This is a genomic window from Amycolatopsis sp. NPDC058340, from assembly GCF_042723975.1.
GTDB lineage: Bacteria > Actinomycetota > Actinomycetes > Mycobacteriales > Pseudonocardiaceae > Amycolatopsis.
The window spans coordinates 1-21,501 of record NZ_JBHXIB010000025.1; the positions used below are offsets into that span (position 1 = coordinate 1).

The 21,501-nt window shown below is 69.7% G+C and carries 21 protein-coding genes; 18 read left to right on the forward strand and 3 right to left on the reverse strand.

What is annotated here, in order from left to right; translation table 11 throughout:
• Nucleotides 1-137 precede the first annotated feature (137 nt).
• The 5 genes from tkt (at nt 138) to ACFWIW_RS25250 (ending at nt 5,735) form a co-directional block, all read left to right on the forward strand.
• The gene (gene tkt, locus ACFWIW_RS25230; RefSeq protein ID WP_378370707.1) at nt 138-2,243 is read left to right on the forward strand and encodes a transketolase; all 2,106 of its coding nucleotides are present in this window, start codon (nt 138-140) and stop codon (nt 2,241-2,243) included.
• 192 nt (nt 2,244-2,435) lie between these two features.
• Entirely contained in the window at nt 2,436-3,023 is a 588-nt protein-coding gene (gene hxlB / locus ACFWIW_RS25235; RefSeq protein ID WP_378370708.1) for a 6-phospho-3-hexuloisomerase, read from the forward strand.
• 50 nt (nt 3,024-3,073) lie between these two features.
• Nucleotides 3,074-4,042, forward strand: a complete 969-nt coding sequence (locus ACFWIW_RS25240; RefSeq protein WP_378370709.1) for a fructose-bisphosphatase class II family protein — start codon at nt 3,074-3,076, stop codon at nt 4,040-4,042.
• 34 nt (nt 4,043-4,076) lie between these two features.
• The gene (locus ACFWIW_RS25245; RefSeq protein WP_378370710.1) at nt 4,077-5,459 is read left to right on the forward strand and encodes an ATP-dependent 6-phosphofructokinase; all 1,383 of its coding nucleotides are present in this window, start codon (nt 4,077-4,079) and stop codon (nt 5,457-5,459) included.
• A 90-nt stretch (nt 5,460-5,549) separates the two neighbouring features.
• A complete protein-coding gene (locus ACFWIW_RS25250) occupies nt 5,550-5,735 on the forward strand; it encodes a hypothetical protein (protein ID WP_378370711.1) in 186 nt (61 codons plus the stop codon).
• A 3-nt stretch (nt 5,736-5,738) separates the two neighbouring features.
• Here the strand turns inward: ACFWIW_RS25250 and ACFWIW_RS25255 are convergent, their stop codons facing one another.
• Nucleotides 5,739-6,722 carry an Lrp/AsnC family transcriptional regulator gene (locus tag ACFWIW_RS25255; protein WP_378370712.1) on the reverse strand — a complete coding sequence of 328 codons (984 nt, stop codon included), beginning with the start codon at nt 6,720-6,722 and terminating at the stop codon, nt 5,739-5,741.
• A 159-nt stretch (nt 6,723-6,881) separates the two neighbouring features.
• Between ACFWIW_RS25255 and ACFWIW_RS25260 the strand changes: the two genes are divergently transcribed.
• From ACFWIW_RS25260 to ACFWIW_RS25285, 6 genes are all read left to right on the forward strand, one after another.
• A complete protein-coding gene (locus ACFWIW_RS25260) occupies nt 6,882-8,390 on the forward strand; it encodes an AbgT family transporter (protein ID WP_378370774.1) in 1,509 nt (502 codons plus the stop codon).
• 50 nt (nt 8,391-8,440) lie between these two features.
• Nucleotides 8,441-9,535, forward strand: coding sequence for a M20 family metallopeptidase (locus tag ACFWIW_RS25265; protein WP_378370713.1), 1,095 nt, complete (start codon nt 8,441-8,443; stop codon nt 9,533-9,535).
• Nucleotides 9,536-9,587: 52 nt separating this feature from the next.
• Nucleotides 9,588-10,232 (forward strand): phosphoribosyltransferase, encoded by a 645-nt coding sequence (locus ACFWIW_RS25270; protein ID WP_378370714.1) that lies wholly within the window; start codon nt 9,588-9,590, stop codon nt 10,230-10,232.
• 65 nt (nt 10,233-10,297) lie between these two features.
• On the forward strand, nt 10,298-11,254 hold the full coding sequence (locus ACFWIW_RS25275; protein ID WP_378370715.1) for a universal stress protein: 957 nt from the start codon (nt 10,298-10,300) through the stop codon (nt 11,252-11,254).
• Between the two features lie 96 nt (nt 11,255-11,350).
• A complete protein-coding gene (locus ACFWIW_RS25280; RefSeq protein WP_378370716.1) occupies nt 11,351-12,286 on the forward strand; it encodes a glycoside hydrolase family 43 protein in 936 nt (311 codons plus the stop codon).
• Nucleotides 12,287-12,348: 62 nt separating this feature from the next.
• Nucleotides 12,349-12,582 (forward strand): DUF6480 family protein, encoded by a 234-nt coding sequence (locus ACFWIW_RS25285; RefSeq protein WP_378370717.1) that lies wholly within the window; start codon nt 12,349-12,351, stop codon nt 12,580-12,582.
• 4 nt (nt 12,583-12,586) lie between these two features.
• Here ACFWIW_RS25285 and ACFWIW_RS25290 read toward each other — a convergent pair whose 3' ends face one another.
• A complete protein-coding gene (locus tag ACFWIW_RS25290; RefSeq protein ID WP_378370718.1) occupies nt 12,587-13,645 on the reverse strand; it encodes a M20 family metallopeptidase in 1,059 nt (352 codons plus the stop codon).
• Nucleotides 13,642-14,631 carry a LacI family DNA-binding transcriptional regulator gene (locus tag ACFWIW_RS25295; RefSeq protein WP_378370719.1) on the reverse strand — a complete coding sequence of 330 codons (990 nt, stop codon included), beginning with the start codon at nt 14,629-14,631 and terminating at the stop codon, nt 13,642-13,644. The genes ACFWIW_RS25290 and ACFWIW_RS25295 overlap by 4 nt, the downstream gene beginning before the upstream one ends.
• A gap of 111 nt (nt 14,632-14,742) precedes the next feature.
• On the opposite strand from ACFWIW_RS25295, the gene ACFWIW_RS25300 reads away from it, so the two are divergent.
• From ACFWIW_RS25300 to ACFWIW_RS25330, 7 genes are all read left to right on the forward strand, one after another.
• Nucleotides 14,743-15,495 carry a glutamine amidotransferase gene (locus ACFWIW_RS25300; protein WP_378370720.1) on the forward strand — a complete coding sequence of 251 codons (753 nt, stop codon included), beginning with the start codon at nt 14,743-14,745 and terminating at the stop codon, nt 15,493-15,495.
• 31 nt (nt 15,496-15,526) lie between these two features.
• Nucleotides 15,527-16,525, forward strand: a complete 999-nt coding sequence (locus ACFWIW_RS25305; RefSeq protein WP_378370721.1) for a DMT family transporter — start codon at nt 15,527-15,529, stop codon at nt 16,523-16,525.
• On the forward strand, nt 16,518-17,552 hold the full coding sequence (locus ACFWIW_RS25310; protein ID WP_378370722.1) for a phosphotriesterase: 1,035 nt from the start codon (nt 16,518-16,520) through the stop codon (nt 17,550-17,552). The genes ACFWIW_RS25305 and ACFWIW_RS25310 overlap by 8 nt, the downstream gene beginning before the upstream one ends.
• A complete protein-coding gene (locus tag ACFWIW_RS25315; protein ID WP_378370723.1) occupies nt 17,549-18,478 on the forward strand; it encodes a ribokinase in 930 nt (309 codons plus the stop codon). Before ACFWIW_RS25310 ends, ACFWIW_RS25315 begins: the two co-directional genes overlap by 4 nt.
• Before the next feature lie 722 nt (nt 18,479-19,200).
• Entirely contained in the window at nt 19,201-19,512 is a 312-nt protein-coding gene (locus tag ACFWIW_RS25320) for a hypothetical protein (protein WP_378370724.1), read from the forward strand.
• Between the two features lie 35 nt (nt 19,513-19,547).
• Complete coding sequence (locus ACFWIW_RS25325) at nt 19,548-20,795, forward strand: nucleotide sugar dehydrogenase (RefSeq protein WP_378370725.1); 1,248 nt, start codon at nt 19,548-19,550, stop codon at nt 20,793-20,795.
• Nucleotides 20,796-20,852: 57 nt separating this feature from the next.
• Nucleotides 20,853-21,389, forward strand: coding sequence for an EF-hand domain-containing protein (locus ACFWIW_RS25330; RefSeq protein WP_378370726.1), 537 nt, complete (start codon nt 20,853-20,855; stop codon nt 21,387-21,389).
• The last annotated feature ends 112 nt before the right edge of the window (nt 21,390-21,501 follow it).

Sequence of the window (21,501 nt, forward strand, 5' to 3'; positions counted from 1 at the left end):
CGCGGTCGTCGCCGTCGCGGGCGGCGCGATCTACAACGCCACCGACCCCACCGCCGCCGCCAAAGAACTCAAACACCGCGCCACCCGATAACACCCCCCCACCGATCCGGCACGCGGCGAATCAGGAGAGCGCGTTCATGGCAGCAAACGAATCGATCGGCGAGCTTGCTCGCTTGACCACCAAGCGGCTCCCCGAAGACTGGACGGAGCTGGACGAGCGCGCGGTGGACACCGCGCGCGTGCTGGCCGCGGACGCGGTCGAACACTGCGGGAGCGGGCACCCAGGCACGGCCATGAGCCTCGCTCCCGTCGCTTACGCGCTGTTTCAGCGGGTCATGCGGCACGACCCCGGCGACGCGCGCTGGATCGGGCGGGACCGGTTCGTGCTCTCGGCCGGGCATTCGAGCCTCACCCTGTACATCCAGCTGTTCCTCTCCGGCTACGGCCTGGAACTCGACGATCTGAAGGCCCTGCGCAAGTGGGATTCGCTGACGCCGGGGCATCCCGAGTACGGGCACACGGTGGGGGTGGAGACCACCACCGGCCCACTCGGCCAGGGTCTGGCGAACGCGGTCGGCATGGCGATGGCCGCCCGTCGTGAGCGGGGACTGTTCGACCCGGACGCCGAGCCGGGCCGGAGCGTGTTCGACCACCAGGTCTACGTGATCGCCTCGGACGGCGACATCGAGGAGGGGGTCACCTCCGAGGCCTCGTCGCTGGCCGGAACCCAGCAGCTCGGCAACCTCACGGTGATCTACGACAGCAACGAGATCTCCATCGAGGACGACACCCGCATCGCCTTCTCCGAGGACACCGCCAAACGCTACGAGGCCTATGGCTGGCAGGTTCTCACGGTCCACGGTGGCGAGGACGTGGCGGGTTTCCTGGACGCCGTCGAGCAGGCGAGGGCGGAGACCGCGCGTCCCACCCTGATCGTGCTGCGCACCGTGATCGGCTATCCGGCGCCGACCAAGATGAACACCGGCAAGGTGCACGGCGCCGCGCTCGGCGCCGAGGAACTCGCCGCCGTCAAGCGTGCCGTCGGCCTCGACCCGCTGCGCGGCTTCCAGGTCGACGACGAGGTCCTGAACCATGCCCGCGAAGTGGCGGGCCGCGGCCGGGCGGACCACGAGAAGTGGCAGCTCGAGTTCGATGCCTGGGCACAGGCCAATCCGGAGCGCAAGGCATTGCTGGACCGCCTGTCCCGCCGTGAGCTGCCCGCCGGATGGGACGGTGACCTCCCCGGCTGGGAACCGTCCGAAAAGGGCGTCGCCACGCGCAAGGCGTCGGCCGCGGTGCTGGCCAAGCTCGGCGAGGTGCTGCCGGAGCTCTGGGGCGGTTCGGCGGATCTGGCCGAGAGCAACAACACCACGATCAAGGGCGCGGACTCGTTCGGCCCGGCCGAGATCTCCACCGACGCCTGGACGGCTCAGCCCTACGGTCGCACGCTGCATTTCGGTATCCGTGAGCACGCGATGGGCTCGATCCTCAACGGCATCGCGCTGCACGGCGGAACCCGGCCGTACGGCGGCACTTTCCTCATCTTCAGCGATTACATGCGCCCGGCGGTGCGCCTGGCCGCGCTGATGCGGCTGCCCGTCGTCTACGTGTGGACGCACGACTCGATCGGACTCGGTGAGGACGGACCGACCCACCAGCCCGTGGAGCAGCTGGCGTCTCTGCGCGCCATCCCCGGGCTGTCGGTCGTGCGCCCGGCGGACGCGAACGAGACGGCGCACGCCTGGAAAGCCGTGCTGGAGGACATCGGTGGCCCGGCCGGGCTGGCGCTCACCCGCCAGGACGTGCCGACACTGGAAGGCACGTCGGCCGAGGGGGTGTCGCGCGGCGGCTATGTCCTCGCCGAGGCGTCCTCCGGCAAACCCGACGTGGTGCTCGTCGGCACCGGTTCCGAGGTCCAGCTGGCCGTGGAGGCCAGGAAGATCCTGGAATCGCAAGGCTTGGCCACCCGGGTGGTGTCCATGCCGTGCGTGGAGTGGTTCGACCGGCAGGATCGGTCCTATCGGGACGAAGTGCTGCCCGCCTCGGTGCGCGCCAGGGTGATCGTCGAGGCGGGTGTGGCGCAGCCGTGGCACCGGTTCGCCGGTGACGCGGGCGAAATCGTGTCGCTGGAGCATTTCGGTGCTTCGGCGGACTACAAGACGCTTTTCCGGCAGTTCGGCATCACCACCGAGGCCGTGGTCGAAGCGGCGCTGCGAAGCGTGAAGTCCGCGCGGCAGGGCTGACGGGCACCCGCCTGTTTCGGCGGCCCCGGCGGGAAAGCCGGGGCCGCCTGCCTCGTGCTGTGCTCGATGTTCATTCGTTTTCGTGATCAGGGGATAGCGGTTCCCAATGCCGGACGTCTTGAGGGACGCGGCCCCGGTGGGCAATCATTTTTCCGCAATGAAGCGATTCCCTCGAAATGGAGGAAGATCTCGGTGACGCAATCGATTTCGAAGAATCTCGATCCCGGCCGTTTCTCGGACGCGACGCGTGCCGTCGTCGGGGAAGTGGACAGGGTGAGCGCCGGGGTGCACTTCCCGGCCTGGACCCGTGCCGGAGCGTTGTTGCTCAAGGCGCCGAAGGTGTTCACGATCGGTACCGGGCGAAGCGGTCTGGCTCTCCAGATGGCGGCGATGCGCTTCATGCACCTCGGGCTCCCCACCCACGTCGTCGGTGAGGTGACCGCGCCGGCGATCGGCGCACGTGACGTGCTGGTGGCGGCGTCGGGTTCGGGGACGACGGCACGGGTGGTCCGGGCCGCGCAGACCGCACGCGACCAGGGCGCGGACGTGATCGCGCTGACCACGGCGGCCGACTCGCCGCTGGCGAAGATCGCGACCGAGGTCCTCGTCGTCCCGGCCGCGGACAAGCAGGACTTCGACGGAACCGCGTCCGTCCAGTACGCGGGCAGCCTGTTCGAGCAGTCCGTGCTACTGATCACCGACGCGCTGTTCCACACGCTCTGGAAGTCCGGCGGTACCCAGGCCCGCGAACTGTGGCGCCTGCACGCGAATCTCGAGTGACCGGTACCGCGATCTCGTCCTGATGCCACGTCCGAGTAGAGGAGTCCAAGATGCAGCGCCGGAACGAGATCGCACCGCGGGACACCGCCGACATCCACACCCTGGAGGCGGTGGCGCTGGCCGCCACCTGCCGCGCCGCGGTGGCCAGCTACGCCTGGGTGGGACGGCACGATCAGAAGGCCGCGGACGCGGCGGCGACCACGGCCATGCGGGAAGCGCTGGCCGACGCGCCCGGCCGGGGGACCGTCGTCATCGGGGAGGGGGAGAAGGACGACGCCCCGATGTTGTTCAACGGGGAGATCGTTGGCGACGGCCGGGGACCGGACTTCGACATCGCGGTGGACCCGCTCGAAGGAACCTCCTTCTGCGCCAAGGATCTTCCCGGTTCCCTGGCGACGATCGCGTTCGGCGAGGCCGGCACCTTGTGGTCGCCGGGACCGGGGTTCTACATGGACAAGATCGTGGTGCCGCCCCCGGCGAAGGACGTCATCGATCTCGACGACTCTCCCGAGCGCACCTTGAGCAAGGTCGCCCGCGCGCTCGGCAAGAAGGTCTCGGAGCTCCGCGTCGTCATCATGGACAAGCCCCGGCACAAGGACCTGATCGCCCGGGTGGTCGACGCGGGCGCGGCGGTGCAGACCCCGGCCGGGGGCGATGTCGGGGGGAGCCTGGCGGTGCTCCTACCGGGTCTCGACGTCGACCTGCTCCTCGGCGTCGGCGGTACCCCGGAAGGGGTGATGACCGCCGCGGCGGTCCGCGCGCTGGGCGGCGGCATGCTGGGCCGCCTTGTCCCTCAGCGGGAAGAGGAGGCGGCGGCGATCCGCGCGGCGGGCATGTCCGTCGACCGAGTCTACGAACGTGACGAGCTCGTGGCGGGCGACGCCTTCTTCGTCGCCACTGGCGTCAGTGGCGGGCCACTCGTCGGACGGCCGAGAAAAGGCGACGGCGGGACCATCGTCGAATCACTCCTGATCTCCAGGGGCCAGGTCCGGCACGTCACGCACACGATCTTCGGATAGATACCCGGAAAGCACCTACGATCAAGGAGATTCGGTGACGTTGCACCTGGACGACCTCCGCGTTCGCCGCCTCGGCGAGTGCCGTTTCGATTCGCCGTTCTCCGAGATGCTCTCCACCAAGCAGACCTCACCGCATTACGTCGCGGAGGGCGACCGGGTCCTGCTCGAGGACACCGTGTCCATGCTGGCGGGCCACGACCTCCCGTCCGGCGCGGTCCCGAGCTTCGAAGCCGCCGGACCGCGCCGCAAGATCTATTTCGACCCGGCGCGCGTGACCGCGGGCATCGTCACCTGCGGCGGACTGTGTCCCGGCCTCAACAACGTCATCCGCGGTCTCGTCCAGGAGCTCGCCGTGCACTACAAGGTCGAGCGGATCCTGGGTTTCCGGAACGGTCTCCAGGGGCTGACGGCGGAAAACCGCCACGACACCGTCGAACTGACACCCGAGCGGGTCCGCGACATCCACAACGCCGGCGGCACCATCCTCGGCAGCTCCCGCGGCGGCCAGGACGCCGACGAAATGGTCGACAGCCTCGTCGAACGCGGCATCGACGTCATGTTCGTCATCGGCGGCGACGGAGGGATGCGCGCCGCGACGTTCCTCGGCAAGGCGATCAGGGCGCGCGGCCTCGACATCGCCGTCATCGGCGTGCCGAAGACGATCGACAACGACCTGCCCTTCACCGACCAGTCGTTCGGCTTCCAGAGCGCGTTCGCGCGGGCCACCGACTTCATCTCCGCGGTCTCCGTCGAAGCCGCGGCCAGCCCGAACGGCGTCGGGATCGTGAAGCTGATGGGCCGTCATTCCGGGTTCATCGCCAGCTACGCCGCGCTGGCCGCGAACGCCGCGGACATCGTCCTGATCCCCGAGATCCCGTTCAGCCTCGGGGGAGCGGACGGCCTGCTCGCCCACGTCGAGCAGCACGTGCGGACCAAGGGTCACGTGGTGATCGTCCTGGCGGAGGGCGCGGGCCAAGACCTCCTCGCGGAACACGGCCTGCCCGAGCACAACGGGCACGGCACCGACGCCTCGGGCAACGTCCGGCTCGGCAACATCGGCGAACTGCTCAAAGCCAGCATCGCCGGACACCTGACCGCGGCAGGCCTGACCCCCACGATGCGCTACATCGACCCGAGCTACGCGGTGCGCAGCATCGCGGCGAACGCCTACGACAGCGTCTACTGCCTTCGGCTCGCCCACGCCGCGGTGCACGCCGCCATGGCCGGTCGTACCGAAGCCGCGGTCGCGCGCTGGCGCCGTCGCTTCGTGCACGTCCCGTTCTCCCTGATGACCAGCCGCCGCAACCAGGTCGACCCCGACGGCGACCTGTGGATGTCGGTGCTCGAAACCACCTGCCAGCCCGCTGAATTCGGGGTGGCGCCGGACCGTGAGAAGGCTCGTGCGGGCTTCTGCTGACCGGCGAGGCCCGGGGTACGGTGTCGGCCACCCGACCGACGTGAAATTGCCGATCAGTTCCGGGGGCGGACACCAGGATGGGCGACCGAGATGTGGTCTCAGCGCGAACGCGACGCCGTTCCCCAGGGGTTTCCCGGCTACCGGCGGCTGACCGTGCTCGAATGGCTGTGCGGACGGCTGAAGGACTTCCGCCGTTCGCAGGCCGCCCGCCGCGTCCTGTGCGAACACGACGAGACCACGCCACCGTGCTCGATCTGTTCCGTGCGGTACTGGTAGCCGTCAGGTGCGGTCCGGGGCGAATCTGCCGTCCTCCCGGTACAGCCAGTACCGGCGCAGCATGCGCAACACCACGGAGACCTGCAGTGCGGTGATCCCCGGCAAGGGAGCGAGGTCCCTGGTGAGGAAGTCGGCCATCTCGTCCTCGTTCCGGAACACGCCCTGGTGGATGACCGAAGCGGTGCCGGCGACGATCGACACGTACCGCGCCGACGGATGGCGCGCCAGCTCCCCGGCCACGGCCTCGATGGCACCGGGGGCGATGGTCAGCGCGATGACCGCCTCCAGTTCGTAGCCGAGCTGCGCGGGTTCCACCTCGACGCGTGGCCGGACCAGGCCGCGCCGCAACGTCGACTGGATCAGCCGGTAGGCGGTGGACTGGCTGAGGTCGAGGCTCCGGCCCGCTTCGGCCGCGGTGATCCGCCCGTTCCCGGCCAGCAACCCGATGAGACGCCGCTCGTGCGGACCCACTTCGTCGGCGTCGAATCCGGCCGGGACCACCTGTTCGCGCGACAAGATCTTCTGCTGCTCGTCGCTCAGCCGGTGCAGACGCCAGGAGTCGGCCCTGGTCAGCGCCCGCAGCACCAGCTCCGAATGGGTTCCCGCCACGCCCGGCACCCCGGGGATGCGCTCGGCGAGCAGTTCGCGTGCCCCGGCGCGGTCCGGAACGTGCACGGCGAGGTAGACGTCCGACCGGCCCGCCGTCTCCGCCGCGAGCTGGACCTCGGGAAACCGTGCGAGCGCCTTCGCCGCCGAACCGGACGCGCCCGGTTCGGTGGTGACCCAGACATGGCGCGGATTCCCGCGAGCCCTCGCCGTCCACTCGACCTGGCCGATCACCCGGAGGATCCGCTGCTCTTCGAGGCGGACCAGCCGCCTGCCCACCGTGCTGGCGGAGACGTCGAGCGCCTCGGCGAGCGTGGCGACCGAGGCGCGCGGGGCGATCTGCAGCGCCGCGATCAGGTCGAGGTCGGGTTCGGTCAGCATCGGGTGAATGTATCAGTCATCTGAGGTTGTCACGTGACTGATCCGTGCGGAATTCGGTTCAGGGTTGCACTATTCGTTCGCTTGAGTTTGTAATGGGCCTCCGATCAGGAAGGAGCCGCGCCGGTGAGTTCCAGCCAGGCCAGCACGACCTCACGTCCGATGAACCTCCTGCTGCGCGCGCTCGACGGCGTCGAGCGGCTCGGCAACAGGCTGCCGCATCCGTTCTGGCTGTTCGTCATCCTGAGCGGAGTGCTGGCACTGGCCAGCTGGGGGCTCAGCGCGGCCGGGGTGTCGGCGGTGAACCCCGCCACGGGCAAGACGGTCGAGGCGAAGAACCTGTTGTCCGCCGACGGTGTGCGGATGATGGTGACCGACGCGGTCAAGAGCTACACGTCGTTCCCGCCGCTGGGCACGATCCTCGTGGTGATGCTCGGCGTGGCGGTCGCCGAGCGGTCCGGTCTGCTCGCGGCCGTGCTCCGGTCCGGTGTTTCGAAGGTTTCGCCGCGATGGGTGACCTTCGCGCTGGCGTTCACCGGAATGGTGTCCCACGTCGCGTCCGACGCGGCCTATGTGGTGCTGATCCCGTTGGGGGCCTTGGCTTTCCGCGCGGTGGGGCGGAGCCCGATCCTGGGTATCGTGGTCGCGTTCGTGTCCATCTCGGCCGGATACGACGCGAGCCCGCTGATCACGCCGACCGACGCCATCCTGTCCGGGCTGACCACGGCGGCGGCCCAGACGATCGATCCGGCCTATTCGGTCACCCCGCTGGCCAACTACTTCTTCTCGCTCGCCTCGTCGATCGTGCTGGCCGCCGTGATCACGCTCGTGACGGAGAAGGTCCTGGCGCGGCGCGCCGAGGCGATGCCCGTCGACGACGACGCCGAGGAGGACGATCTCGGCTCGCTTCAGCTCAGCCGGCAGGAACGACGGGGCCTGCTCGCCGCGCTCATCGCGCTGGCCGTCTTCGTGGCCGCACTGGTGCTTGCCGTGCTGCCCGCGTCGTCTCCCTTGCGCGGCAAGGGCGGAAGCATCATCGAGTCGCCGTTGCTGACCTCGATCTCGATCTTCCTCGCGCTCGGTTTCCTGGCCGCGGGCTGGGCCTACGGGAAGGTCGCCGGGACGGTGACCAGCAGCCGCGACATCCCGGGGTTCATGGCACACGGCTTCCGCGAGATGGCGCCGATCCTGGTGCTGTTCTTCGCCATCTCCCAGTTCCTGGCCTACTTCAAATGGACCGGCATCGGTGAGATCACCGCGATCGACGGCGCCGGTCTGCTCAAATCCGCCGGCGTCTCCGGACCGGTCATCATGCTGGGCATCCTCGTCGTGGTGACCCTGGTGAACCTGATCGTCACCAGCGGCTCCGCCCAGTGGGCGCTGATCGGCCCGGTGTTCGTGCCGATGCTGATGCTGCTGGACATCCCGCCGGAGACCACGCAGGCGCTGTACCGCATCGCGGACTCGTGCACGAACGCGATCACCCCGATGAGCCCGTACTTCGTGATGGCGCTGGGTTTCCTGCAGCGTTACCGGCGTTCGGCCGGTATCGGCACGCTGTTCTCGATGACGGTCCCGCTCTCGTTCGCCCTGCTGGTGGTGTGGACGTTGCTGTTCTTCGTGTTCTGGGCGTTCGGCATCCCGCTCGGCCCTGGCGCCCCCGTTCGGTAGAAAGGATTCTCTTGTCACACACGGATTGGTCCCGCCAGGCTCTGCCTGCCATGCTCGACGATCTCCGGAGCATCGTCGAGCTGGAGACGCACAGCTACGACAAGCCGATGCTGGACAAAGGCCTCGACACCATCCGGGCCTGGGTCTTCGACCGGCTCGGCGCACCCGATACCGAGGCCCGCCACACCGACCCGGTCCGCGGCGACGTGCTCGAACTGGGCTACGCGGGGACGGCGCCGGGAACGGTACTGCTGCTGAGTCACTACGACACCGTCTGGCCGACGGGCACGCTCGACGGCTGGCCGTACACCGACGAGGACGGCCGTGTCACCGGGCCGGGCGCGTTCGACATGAAACTCGGCCTGGTGCAATCGGTCTGGGCCCTGCGGGGCCTCCGCGAACTCGGCCTTCCGCATCCGTCGGTCAAGTTCCTCTTCAACGGCGACGAGGAGATCGGCAGCCCCCACTCACGGCCGTACATCGAAGCGGCCAGTGAAGGCGCGCTGGCCACCCTCGTCTTCGAGGCGTCGCTGGACGGCAAGCTGAAGACCGCGCGCAAGGGGGTCGGCCTGTTCGACGTGACCGCCACCGGCGTCGAGGCGCACGCGGGCCTGGACCCGTACGCGGGAGCGAGCGCGATCCACGCCCTCGCCGGGATCGTCGGGCAGCTGGCGTCCGCGGGCTCGCGCGAGCTCGGGACCACGGTCAACGTCGGTACCGTCTCCGGCGGTACCGGCCGGAACGTGACCGCGGGCCGCGCGGGCTGCGGCGTCGACGTCCGGGTCGCCGAACCGTCCGAAATGGACCGGATCGACAAGGTGTTCGCCGGTCTGGAAGCCGCCGACCCCCGCGTGACGATCGCGGTCGAAGGGGAGTGGAATCGACCGCCGATGACCCCGAACGACCCGTCGCGGGCACTGTTCGCGACCGCGCGGAAGGTGGCCGCCGAAGCGGGCTGGGAGCTGGAGGAGACCGCGGTGGGCGGGGCGAGCGACGGCAACTTCGTGTCGGCGCTGGGCCGCCCGGTGCTCGACGGCCTCGGTGCCGTCGGAGGCGGCGCCCACGCACGCGACGAGCACATCCTCGTGCGGCATGTCCCGGAACGGACGGCACTGGCGATCGGGCTGATCGCGGCACTCACCTGACGAGGGCCGCGCGGGCGTGTTTGCCCGGCCCGTCCGCGGGTACGCCGGAGTCATGTCGGTCACGTATCGCGCGTTCGCCGACCGGCGCATGGCCGGGCGGCGGTTGGCTCGCCTGATCGGGCGGCCGGATTGGCCGGATCCGGTGGTGCTCGGTCTGGCGAGAGGTGGTGTGCCGGTCGCCGCGGAGGTCGCCGCCGAATTCGGTGCGCCGCTGGACGTGGCCGTGTCCCGCAAGATCGGCGCGCCCGGCCACCCGGAGTTCGGCGTGGGCGCGGTGACGGCGGACGCGCCGCCCTATTACGACAGGTACACGATGCGCAGGCTCGGGCTGAGTCCGGCCGACCTGGAGCGAACGTGCGAAGCCGAGCGGGCGGAGGCGCGCCGCCGTCTCCGTCGCTATCTCGGCGGTCGTACGCCGATCGCGACGCGGGGCCGGGACGTGCTGCTGGTGGACGACGGGCTCGCCACCGGTGTGACGGCGACAGCCGCACTGCGGTCCCTGCGCCGGGAGGAGCCGCGCCGGTTGGTGTTCGCCACTCCGGTGTGCGCCGTGCGGGCACCCGAGATGCTGCGCGACGAGGCGGACGACGTCTTCTGCCTGATCGAACCGGAGCAGTTCGGCGCGGTCGGCCGCTGGTACGAGGACTTCTCGCCGACCAGCGACGAGGAAGTCGTCGCGCTGCTCGGGTTTCGGTGACCACCGCGCGTGGTACTCCAGCCGTGTCAGTTCGGGAGCGACGCCATGACCGGACGTGAGCAGTGATGTCGTCAACGGAATCCACAATGGACAAGGGAGCCGTCGTCGCGGGCTATGACGGCTCCGAAGAGGCGCGGAAGGCCGTGCGCTGGGCCGCGGGGGAGGCCGCCGCCCGCGGGCGCGGGTTGGTCGTCGCCCATGTCGTCGGGTTCCCGCCGGTGCCCGAAGCCGTCCCGGGCGGCGGGGCTTGGCCTCGGCCGGGGTTCCTCGAAGCGGGTCAGGAAACGGCGCAACGGCACGCCGAGGCCATGCTCGGGGACATCGCGCAGGAATGCCGCCGGACCTGGCCGGAGCTGGCCGTATCGACGCGGCTGTTGTCCGGCCGCGCCCCCGACGAGCTGGCCCGCGCCGCGGAGAACGCGGATCTGCTGGTCATCGGGTCGTCGGGGCTCACCGCGCTGCCGAGGCTCCTGGTCGGCTCGACGGCCAACCAGCTCCTGCACGACTACCACCGGCCCATCGTGGTCGTGCGCGACGGCGAGGAACCGGCGGCGGACGGCGACCGGAAGGTCGTGGTCGGCGTCGACGGATCCGAGACCAGCAGGGAAGCCATCGGGTTCGCCTACGACTTCGCCGACCGGCACGACCACGCGCTGGTGGCCCTGCACGTCTGGTCCGATCTCCCGCTCGAAGCGATGGCGGTGACGCCAACCGAACACGACAGGGAACTCATCGAGGAACGGGGGAAGCCCCTGCTCGACGAAGCGCTGGCCGGATATCGGGAACGTTATCCCGACGTCCCCGTGCACCGCGTGATCGCGGTCGACCGGCCCGCTCACGCGCTGGCGGAGCAGGCCGAGGGTGCCGCGCTGCTCGTCGTCGGCAGTCATGGCCGCGGGCTGCTGCGCCGTGCTCTCCTGGGCTCGGTCAGCCGCGCCATGGTCCATCACGCGCCCTGTCCGGTCGCCGTGGTCCGTCACCACAAGGAGCGCCACGGCGACTACCCGAAGACGCGCGGATGAATCCTGTGGGACCGGGTGAACGAGCAAGTCCACGCTTCCCGGTGGCAAGGCCCCGGTGACGCTGCCCGCCGCGCCGTCCCGTCGACAGAATCGGTCATGAGGTTCATTCGCCGTCTTCTGACCATCGCCGTGGCCACGGCACTCGTCACCTCGCCTCCCGCCTTCGCGATCGGCACGCCGAGGCTGCTCATCGGACAGGACTTCCCGGACCCCGACATCGTCAAGGCCGGCTCCGGTTACTTCGCCTTCTCCACGAGCACCGGTGCGGTGAAAGTGCCCTACGCGCACGCTCCGGCGCCGGAAGGTCCCTGGCGGGTGGCCGGTGACGCCCTCGCCGCCGTACCGAAGTGGGCGAAACCCGACGGCGGGTTCTGGGCCCCCGATGTGACCCGGCTTTCCGACGGTACGTTCGTGCTCTACTTCTCCGCGGCGGTGGCTCCCGGCGGGGAGATGTGCATCGGCGTCGCGACCGCCGCGAAGGCCGAAGGGCCGTACACGCCCGCCGGGGACGGGCCGCTGATCTGTGTCCCCGGCGACGGCGGTGACATCGACCCGCAGTCCTTTGTGGACTCGGACGGCTCGCGATACCTGCTCTACAAGAGCGACGGCGCGGCGGTCGGGCCGCCGGCCGCGATCTGGTCCCAGAAACTGCTCGCCGACGGGCGGACACCCGCCGGCCCGCGGATAGAGCTCCTGCGCGCCGATCTCGCCTCGGAGAACGCGGTCGTCGAGGCGCCGTCGGTGGTGAAGACCGCGAGCCGGTACTTGCTGTTCTACTCCGCCGACACGTTCCAGAGCTCCGGCTACCACACGGGATATGCCTCCGCGCCCGCCCTGAGCGGGCCGTTCGTGAAAGCCGGAACGCCGTTCCTGTCCACCGAGCTGCTCGGCGGCAAGGTCGACGCGCCCGGTGGCGCCGACGTCGTCGACGGCCACATCCACTTCCACGGCTGGCTCGGGGGCGGCCGCACCGCCCGCGGGATGTACCAGCTGCCCATCGGATTCCCGGACGACGTTCCCCAGCTGGGCTGACAGGGTTTCGACGCCGTCGTTCGGGTACCCGACCGGGAAGACCGACCGAAGGAGCACCGGCGATGACAGCCCAGCCGCCCGATCCGGAACCCGAGCGAACCCACCGCGAACCCGGCGGTGGTGTCCCGCCGGGCGACACGCCGCCCGACTCGGCTCAGACGTCCGGACTCTCGCACCCGCAACCGATGCCGTCGAAGGCGATGCCTGTCGCGTGGCTGGTCCTCATCGGCGTTCTCGTCGTCTTGGCGAGCGGCTTCGTCGTCGCATTGGCGCTGGGGTGGCTCAAACTGGGCTGACCCTTCAGCGTGCGGCGGACAGGATCAGGTCGAGGTAGCCGCGCGAAGCCTGCCGCCAGGATTCCAGTTCCAGCTTTTCGTTCGCCGCGTGCATCTGCCGGGGATTTCCCGGGCCCCAGATCACGATCGGCGCACCGCCGACCGACCCGGCCAACGCCGAGGCGTCGGTGAAATAGGTGGCGGCCGGTGCGATCGCCTGGCCGGAGAGCAGCTCGGGCAGGCGCTCGGTCCGGATGGCGGGCAGATCGAGGTCCACCTCCGCGCCGATGTCCGGATCGAGCGAGGAAGCCCAGGCGATCGCCGGCGCTCCACCGTCCACAGTGCGCACATCCAGCGTCAGAACGGCCGACGCGGGCACGATGTTCGTCGCGGTCCCGCCCTCGAAGGTGCCGACGTTGACGGTTTCCTCGCCCAGATAGTCGTCGGCGGCCAGCGGGAGGGAATCGAGCGCGCCGAGGGCACGGTCGGCGAGCAACCGGATCGCGTTGCGGCCGAGCCTGGGCGTGGAGCCGTGGGCCGCGAGCCCTTTCGCGGCCAGCCGCAGCCAGGTGGCGCCGCGGTGTCCGAGTGAGACGCGGTTCCGGGTCGCCTCCGGCACCACGACGATCCGCGGCGTCAGCTCCAGCGAGGCGGAAGCCTCGGTCGCGCCCCGGCAGCCGATCTCTTCGTCGCTGGTGATCAGCACCTGCGCGCCCGCACCGGCTTCCGCGGCGTTGCGCAACGCGGCCAACGCGGCGACCAGCCCGCCCTTCATGTCGACGCTGCCGCGGCCGTGCAGGAACTCCTCGTCGACGTCCGCGGAGAACGGGGCGCGTTCCCACAGCGCGGGGGAGCCGACGGGAACGGTGTCGATGTGGCACACGAACAACGGCCCTTCGCCGGAATCGGTGCCGACCAGTACCCACGGTCGTCCGGCGGTGGAGCGTCGCAGCACGCGTACGCCCGGAGCGGCGGTGGCGTACGAGACGGCCAGCTCCTGCGCGGCGGCCTGTGCGGCGCTGTCGCCGGAGGTGGTGTCGTGGCGCACCAGATCGCGCAGCAATGCGAGGGCTTCGTCGGTCATGCGGGGTACTCCTTGGTCGATTCGCGGACGACGAGCCGCATGGAGAGCACGTGATCGCCCGCGTCACGGCCGGCCGCGAGACGGGTGATCTCGTCGACCGCCTTGCGGGCCATCTGCTCCGTCGGCTGCGCGACGGTGGTCAGCCGCGGCGACGTCCATTCGCCGAGGGTGATTCCGTCGCAGCCGATCACCGAAAGGTCTTCCGGCACCGAGACCCCGGCGCGGCGGGCCGCTTCGAGCAGGCCGACCGCGGCGATGTCGCTGGCGGCGAACACGGCCGTCGGCTCCGCACCGGTCCGCGCCATATGGGCGAAGAAGTTCATGCCGAACGCCGAGCTGAAGGCGCCGCGCACGATCATCGCTTCGTCCGCCTCGATCCCGTGCGTCTTCAGTGCGGCCCGGTAGCCGGCTTCGCGCTGGTCGGCCGTGCGCAGCCCGGCCGGTCCGCCGACATGGGCGATCCGCCGGTGGCCCTGGGAGATCAGGTGGGTGGTCGCCTGGAAGGCGCCGCCGAAACCGTTCGCGGTGACCCGCGCGATCCGCGGCCCGGTGGCTTCGACGTACTCGTCGAGGAAGACCACCGGGAAATCGCCTGCCGTCCGGCTCGTGAAGGCTTCGTTGGTGGTGTTCATCCCCAGGTAGATCAGCCCGCCCACATCCGGCACCCGCATCAGCCGCTCGACGGCGGCACGCTCCCGTGACGGCGAAGACCCGGTGAGCGCGGTGAGCACGTCGACGCCGTCCGTCGCGGCTGCGTCGACCACCGCGTCCGCCAGCGTGGAGAAGTACGGGTTGTCCAGCGACGGGACCACCAGGCCGAGGCTGAGGCCGGTCACGGGTTTTCGCACGGGCGGATGCCCTTCGGCCGACAGCGCGGCGTCGATGCGCCGGGCCGTCTCGGAGGCGACGTTGAGCTCCCCCTTGACGTACCTCGACACCGTCGAGACGGCCACTCCGGCCTCTCGGGCCACCTTCGCCAGCGACATCCGGCTCCTCCCCGTTGAGCGTTGACGGCGACTGCGACCGCATCTTATATTGGCGCCGTTGCGCTATGTTGCGCAACACAAGCAACGCACGTTCGCCCGAAGGAGTCGTCGATGGTCAAGGTCCTGCTAGCCGGGGAGTCGTGGGTCAGTGCGACGATCGACCACAAGGGATACGACCCGTTCGCGCACACCCAGGTGGAGATCGGGTGCGAGCGGCTGCTGGCGGCGCTGGCGGCGGAAGGGGTCGAGGTGACTCACCTGCGTTCGCACGACGTGGCCGAGAAATTCCCGCAGACGCTGGAGGAACTCGACGCCTACGACGTCGTCCTGCTCTCCGACGTCGGCTCCAACACGCTGCTGCTGCACCCGGACACGTTCACCCGCGGCCGTCCGACGCCCAACCGGCTCAAGCTGCTGCGCGAGTGGGTCACGAACGGCGGCGGCCTGATGATGGCCGGCGGCTACCTGAGCTTCCAGGGCTTCGAGGGCAAGGCCAACTACCACCGGACGCCGATCGAGGAGATCCTCCCGGTCGACATCGACCCGTACGACGACCGCGTCGAGACGCCGGAGGGCGTCCGCGCCCACGTCGTACAGCCCGGGCACCCGGTGGTCGCCGGGCTCGACCAGGACTGGCCGATCCTGCTGGGCTACCAGCACACCACGCTGAAGCCGGACGCGGAGCTGCTCGCCACCGTCGAAGGCGACGTCATGCTGGCCGCGCGCCGGGTCGGCCGCGGCCGCACCCTCGCGTTCACCTCGGACATCTCCCCGCACTGGGCTCCGGAGGAGTTCATGGACTGGGAGGGCTACCGCAAACTCTTCGCGCAGGCGATGTCCTGGCTCGCCGGACGCGAAGTCTGAGCCGCGCGCACTCGGGATCAAGGAGGATTCGATGAGTACGTCGTCACCCACCGGCCGCGCGGCCTCGGTCGTCGTGTTGGCGATCGCGACCGTCTTCGCCGGAATGCTCGGCCCGTTGCAGTCGCTCGTCAACGGCCATCTCGGCACCGCGCTCGCCGACGGGCACGCCGCCGCGCTGGTGTCCTTCGGCACCGGCCTGGTGCTGATGCTGATCATCGTGCTGGCGCGCACCCGGACGCGCGACGCGTTCTTCCGGCTGCCCGGTCAGCTGGTGCGCGGGGAGATCCCGCGGTGGAACTTCTTCGCCGGTCTGTGCGGCGCGGTGATCGTGCTTTCCGAAGGTGTCACGGTGGGTTTCCTCGGGGTGGCGATCTTCCAGACCTCGCTGATCTCCGGCATGGTCATCTCCGGCGTGGTGTGCGACCGCCTCGGCGTCGGCGTCCCGTTCAAACAGGCGATGAGCGCGCCGCGCGTGGCCGGGGCGATCCTGGCCATCTGCGCCACCGTGCTGGTGGTGTCCCCGAACTGGTCGGCCCCGCACATGATCGCGCTGGCGATCATGCCGTTCGTCGGCGGCCTGCTCGCCGGCTGGCAGCCCGCGGGCAACTCCGAGGTCGGTCTGCTGTCCGGCTCGATGTTCGTTTCCATCACCTGGAACTTCCTCATCGGCTTCGTGGCGCTCGGCCTCGTGTACGTGGTGCGGATGGCGGTCTCGGGCGCCCACTTCACGCTGCCGGGAACGTGGTGGATGTACTTCGGCGGCCCGCTTGGTCTCATGTCGATCGCGTTGATGGCCTTGCTGGTGCGTGGGCTGGGACTTCTGCTGCTGGGGCTGGCCTCGACGGCCGGTCAGCTCATCGGCTCGCTGCTGCTCGAACTCGTCGCTCCCGCGGCCGGGTCCAGCCTGCACCTGGTCACCGTCGTCGGCGCGTTCGTGGCCCTGGCGGCCGCGGCGATCGCGATGATCCCGTCCCGGCACACGGCCGAACCGGCGGTCCTCGCCCAGCCCGCCGAGGTGCGCCGTGGCTGAGGTGCGCGGCGTTCTCGGCGCGGTCGACGCGGCGGACCTCGGGCTGGTGCTGCCGCACGAACACCTCTTCAACGATCTGTCCTCCGTGGTCGCGGAACCCGCTTACTCCTCCACCCGGCGGCTCGCCGAGGCGGAAGTGGGGCCGGGCCTGCAGTTCCTGCTCCGTCAGGACCCCTACTGCTGCGCCGACAACGTGGCGGCGAAGGACCTGGCGAGCGTCGTGCGCGAGGTGACCGCGTTCGCGGCGGCGGGCGGCGGCACGCTGGTCGACGCGACCGGCAGCGCGGCGATCGGCCGGGATCCGCTCGCCCTGGCGGCGGTTGCCGAGGCCACCGGGGTCACCATCGTCATGGGCACCGGTGCGTACCTGGAGAAATTCGAGGGGGAGCGCATCACCGCGGTCACCGTCGACGCGCAGACCGAGCACATCCTCGCCGAACTGGACGAGGGCGTCGGCGAGACGGGGATCCGGGCCGGTGTCATCGGCGAGGTCGGTGTCTCGCCGCTCTTCACCGACGGGGAGCGGGCCTCCTTGCGGGCCGCGGCGCTCGCGCAGGCGGCGCGGCCGTCCGTGGGGCTGAACATCCACATGCCCGGCTGGCAGCGCCGCGGGCACGAAGTGCTCGACCTCGTACTGGGGGAATGCGGTGCGCTCCCGGCCAAGGTGGCGCTGGCGCACAGCGATCCGTCCGGTGATGACCCGGGATACCAGCGCGGGCTTCTCGACCGCGGCGTGCTGCTGGAATTCGACATGATCGGCCTCGACATCTCGTTCCCCGGCGAAGGTGTCGCGCCGACGGTTTCCCAGACCGCTCGCGCCGTGGCGAGGTGGGTGCACGAGGGCTTCGGTGACCAGATCATGCTGTCGCACGACCTGTTCCTGAAGCAGATGTGGACGCACAACGGCGGCAACGGGCTCGTCTTCGTGCCGACGATCTTCGCCGATCTGCTCGAAGCCGAAGGAGTGCCCGCCGAAGCCGTGGCCCGGCTGATGCGGGACGTCCCGGCCCGGTGGCTGACCGCATGAGCCGCGCGATAGCGGTGGTCGCGTCGCTCAACGTCGATCACATCGTCCGGGCGCCGCGTATCCCGGAGCCGGGGGAGACCCTGATGGGCTTTTCGGCGAGCCGGGAGCTGGGCGGGAAAGGCGGCAACCAAGCGGTCGCCGCCGCCCGGCTCGGCGCGGAAGTGGCCGTGATCGGCTGTGTCGGCGAGGACGAGGACGGCGACGAGTACCTGGAAGCCCTGCTCGCCGAAGGTGCGGACGTGACGCACGTGCGCCGATCCGCGCTGCCCACCGGCCGGGCGGCGATCACCGTCGACGCGGAGGGCGTCAACTCGATCGTCGTCGTGCCCGGCGCGAACGCCGACATCCCGGCCGCGGCGGCCGAGGCGGCGATCGGCGAACTGCCGGGGCTTCGGGTCGTCGCGGGCCAACTGGAGGCCGCGCCGGATGCGACGGAACGCGCCTTCGCGGCCGCTCGCGCACGTGGCGTGCTGACCGTGCTCAACACCGCGCCCGCCGGCGACGCGGCCGGGAAGCTGCTGCCGGTCAGCGACGTGGTGGTGTCGAACGAAATCGAGTTCCGGCAGCTCACCGGCCAGGATCCGTTCGACGGCAACGGTTTGCGGCGCGGCGGTGCCGACTTGTTCGCCGCGGGATGCCGATGGGTGATCGTGACGCTGGGGGCGGCGGGCTGTGCCGTCCTCGACTCGTCGTCGTCCACGCACGTCCCGGCCGTCGCGGTACGGGCGGTGGACACCACCGCCGCGGGAGATTCGTTCGTCGGCGCGGTCGCCGCCCGCCTCGCGGAAATCCCCGGTGAGCCGACGACCGCGGATGTGGTGGCGGCTTGCGGTTTCGCGGCGAAAGTGGCCGCTGTCGTGGTGACGCGGCACGGGGCGCATCCCTCGCTGCCGACCTTGGCCGAGGTGGTCGACGCTCACCGGTAGGGCACAGCGCCGGTACGTGAGGCACAGAGGCGTTCTCCGGAGCAGACCGGGGTCGTGAGACCTGGCTCTTGACTGTCCACAAGGGACACAAGTCGAGACGCCGGTGCCCGATTCGGGCGGTTTGCGTCTTGGCGAGGGGGTCGTGAGTGTTTAAGGTCGTTCTAACCCTCTTTACCACTCACGACCCCATGAAGAACCGCACATCGTGCACAAATAGGACACCGCCTCGTCCAGATCCGTCCTATGTGGACACTCGATGCCCGTGCCCGCCCTGTCAACGTTCGGAACCAGGCCTGCGCTATCTCGACTTTGCCGGGACTCTGGCGTCCAGCGCGGTGTAGGGGTCCTTCGCGCGCGGCTGCTGTGACAGCTGGTGCGCATGGGGTTGTGGCGTTCCGCAAGTCCGTGAAGGCCTCCTTGAGGGACCCAGAGTCCCTCAAGGAGGCCTTCACGGACGGGCTTCGATTTCTCGTCTGCGCCAGTGTCCAATCGGGCGCGGGACTGAGTAGTCCCGGTTCGTCCTGACGACCACACCCGCCACTCCTTCATGTGAACGACCCGTCCCCGGCCGTCACACAGGGAGCGCCTGACGCCACCATCCGGATGACCCTCCCCGCCGGCCCGCAACCTGCGCGCGTGAAGATCCGCCGTGGGCCGAGTTTGACACGGAGTGACTGTTAGCGTGCGGAGAGAAGTCGTGATCTTGGAAGTGGAGGCATGCGATGAAGCGTCTTGTCGCCGCGGTGTTGAGCGCGGCATCCGTGGGAGCACTGCTGATCGTGCCGAGTCCGCCAGCTCAGGCGGCGGCGGGCAATGTGGTGGTCTTTTCAACCGAATTCGAGCGCCTGGACACCTACCGGAATCCCGAAGGCTGTAACAAACTTCCCATCGCCGCACACGTTTTGGTCAACCTGAGCTCGGCGGAAGTGGTCGTTCACGGGGATCCGTTCTGCCTGACCCCGGGATTGACGGTCAACCAGGGGTTCGGCTCCCACGTGGCACCGGGCAGCGGCTCCTTCTCGGTCAACCGTTGATCGTTTCGTGCGACAAAGAGACTGAGAAGGCTTACGTGTCTGTCGACGTTGTCGTTGTGGGAGTCGGCTACGTCGGGCTACCGCTGGCGGAGGCCATCGGCGGGGCGGGGTTGTCGGTGATCGGCTACGACACCTCGCCTCGGGTGGCCGCCGAGGTCGCCGCGGGCAGGCCGCATGTCCCCGACGTGTCCGCGAGCCGGTTACGGGCCATGCGAGAGAACGGTTTCACGGTGACGACCGATCCTGACGTCCTCGGTGGCGCGGAGACGATCGTGCTGTGCGTGCCGACCGGATTGACCACGGCGGGCGGACCCGATCTGGCCGCCGTGCGCTGCGCGGCGGCGACGGTCGCCGAGCGATTGTCGCCGGGAATGATGGTGATCATCGAATCGACGAGCTTCCCCGGCACCACCGACGAGATCATCCGGCCGATCCTGGAAAAGCACGGCCTGACGGCGGGAACCGATTTCTCGCTCGCTTATTCACCCGAGCGGGTCGATCCCGGGAACAGACGGTTCGGCATCGGGAACACGCCGAAGGTGATCAGCGGGCACACCCCGTCCTGCGCGAAGCGTTGCGCGGAGTTCTACGACCGTTTCGTCGACACGGTGGTGATCGCGCGTGGCACCAGGGAAGCGGAGATGGCCAAGCTGCTGGAGAACACCTACCGGTACGTGAACATCGCGCTGGTCAACGAGATCGCGATCTTCTGCGACCGGATCGGCGTCGACGTGTGGGACGTGATGCACTGCGCGGCGACCAAACCGTTCGGCTTCACGCCGTTCGCGCCGGGACCGGGGGTCGGCGGGCATTGCATCCCGGTCGACCCCAAATACCTGCTGGACAAGGCCGAACGGGAGGGCGCACTGCTCGGCGTGGTGCACGCCGCCCGTCTCGTGGACGACCAGATGCCGGAGCATGTGGTCGGACGCGTTGCCCGGCTGCTCGCCGAACACGGAAAGCCGTTGCGTGGCGCGAAAGTGCTGCTGCTCGGTGTCTCGTACAAGGCGGACGTGCCCGACACCCGCGAGTCCGCCGCCATCCGGATCGCCCTTCGGTTGCGGGCGCTCGGGGCGGCGGTGTCCTACCACGATCCGGTGGCGGAGGCCGTGCCCGAACTGGGGCCGCCGGTGGCCGATCTCGACGCGGCGCTCCGCACCTCGGATGTCGCCGTCCTGCTGGTGGCGCATCGCGCCTACGACCACGCCCGCCTGGCCTCGACGGCCGGGTTGTTGTTCGACGTGACGGGACAGGTTCCCGGAAAGGAGGTCGTCCGTCTCTGAACGTTCCGCCCGCACACCGCAGTTCTTCCGATCTTTCGCGAAAAGGAGAGTGCACGAATGACCACGGCGATCAAGAACGACCGGCTCAAGAAGCGTTTCGAGAAGTGGGACGTCAACGGAAACGGCAGGATCGAGAAATCCGACTTCGAGGCCGAGGCCACGAGGATCATCGGCGCGTTCGGCGAGGACCCGGCGTCGCCGCAGGCGCGAGCGGTGAAGGACTCGTTCGTGACGATGTTCGAGTTCCTGGCGGACAAGGCGGGTGTCGGCCCGAACGGCTCGTTGAACGAGCGGCAGTTCACCGAGGTGATCGAAGCACAGATCTTCCAGGAAGGCGACGCGGGATTTTCCCGGGTGGTCCGCCCGACCATTTCGGCGATCGTCGGCCTGTGCGACACCGACGGCGACGGCGAGGTCGACCAGCGGGAGTTCGCCAAGTGGCTGGACGCCATCGGTGTCGAAGCCTCGGCCGTCGCGCCGGCTTTCCGCGCCATCGACGTGAACGGCAACGGAAAGCTGACCGTCGACGAACTCGTGCACGCGGTACGCGATTACCACCTCGGCAAGAGTGACGTGCCGCTGCTGGGCAAGTGACCGCGCGGTGGGGGGGGGGGGGGCCCCGCCCGGGGGGCCCCCACCCCCCGCCCCCGCCAAACACCCCCCCCCCCCGCGGGAAAGCCCAAACCGAAACCGGGAGCCGCCCCCC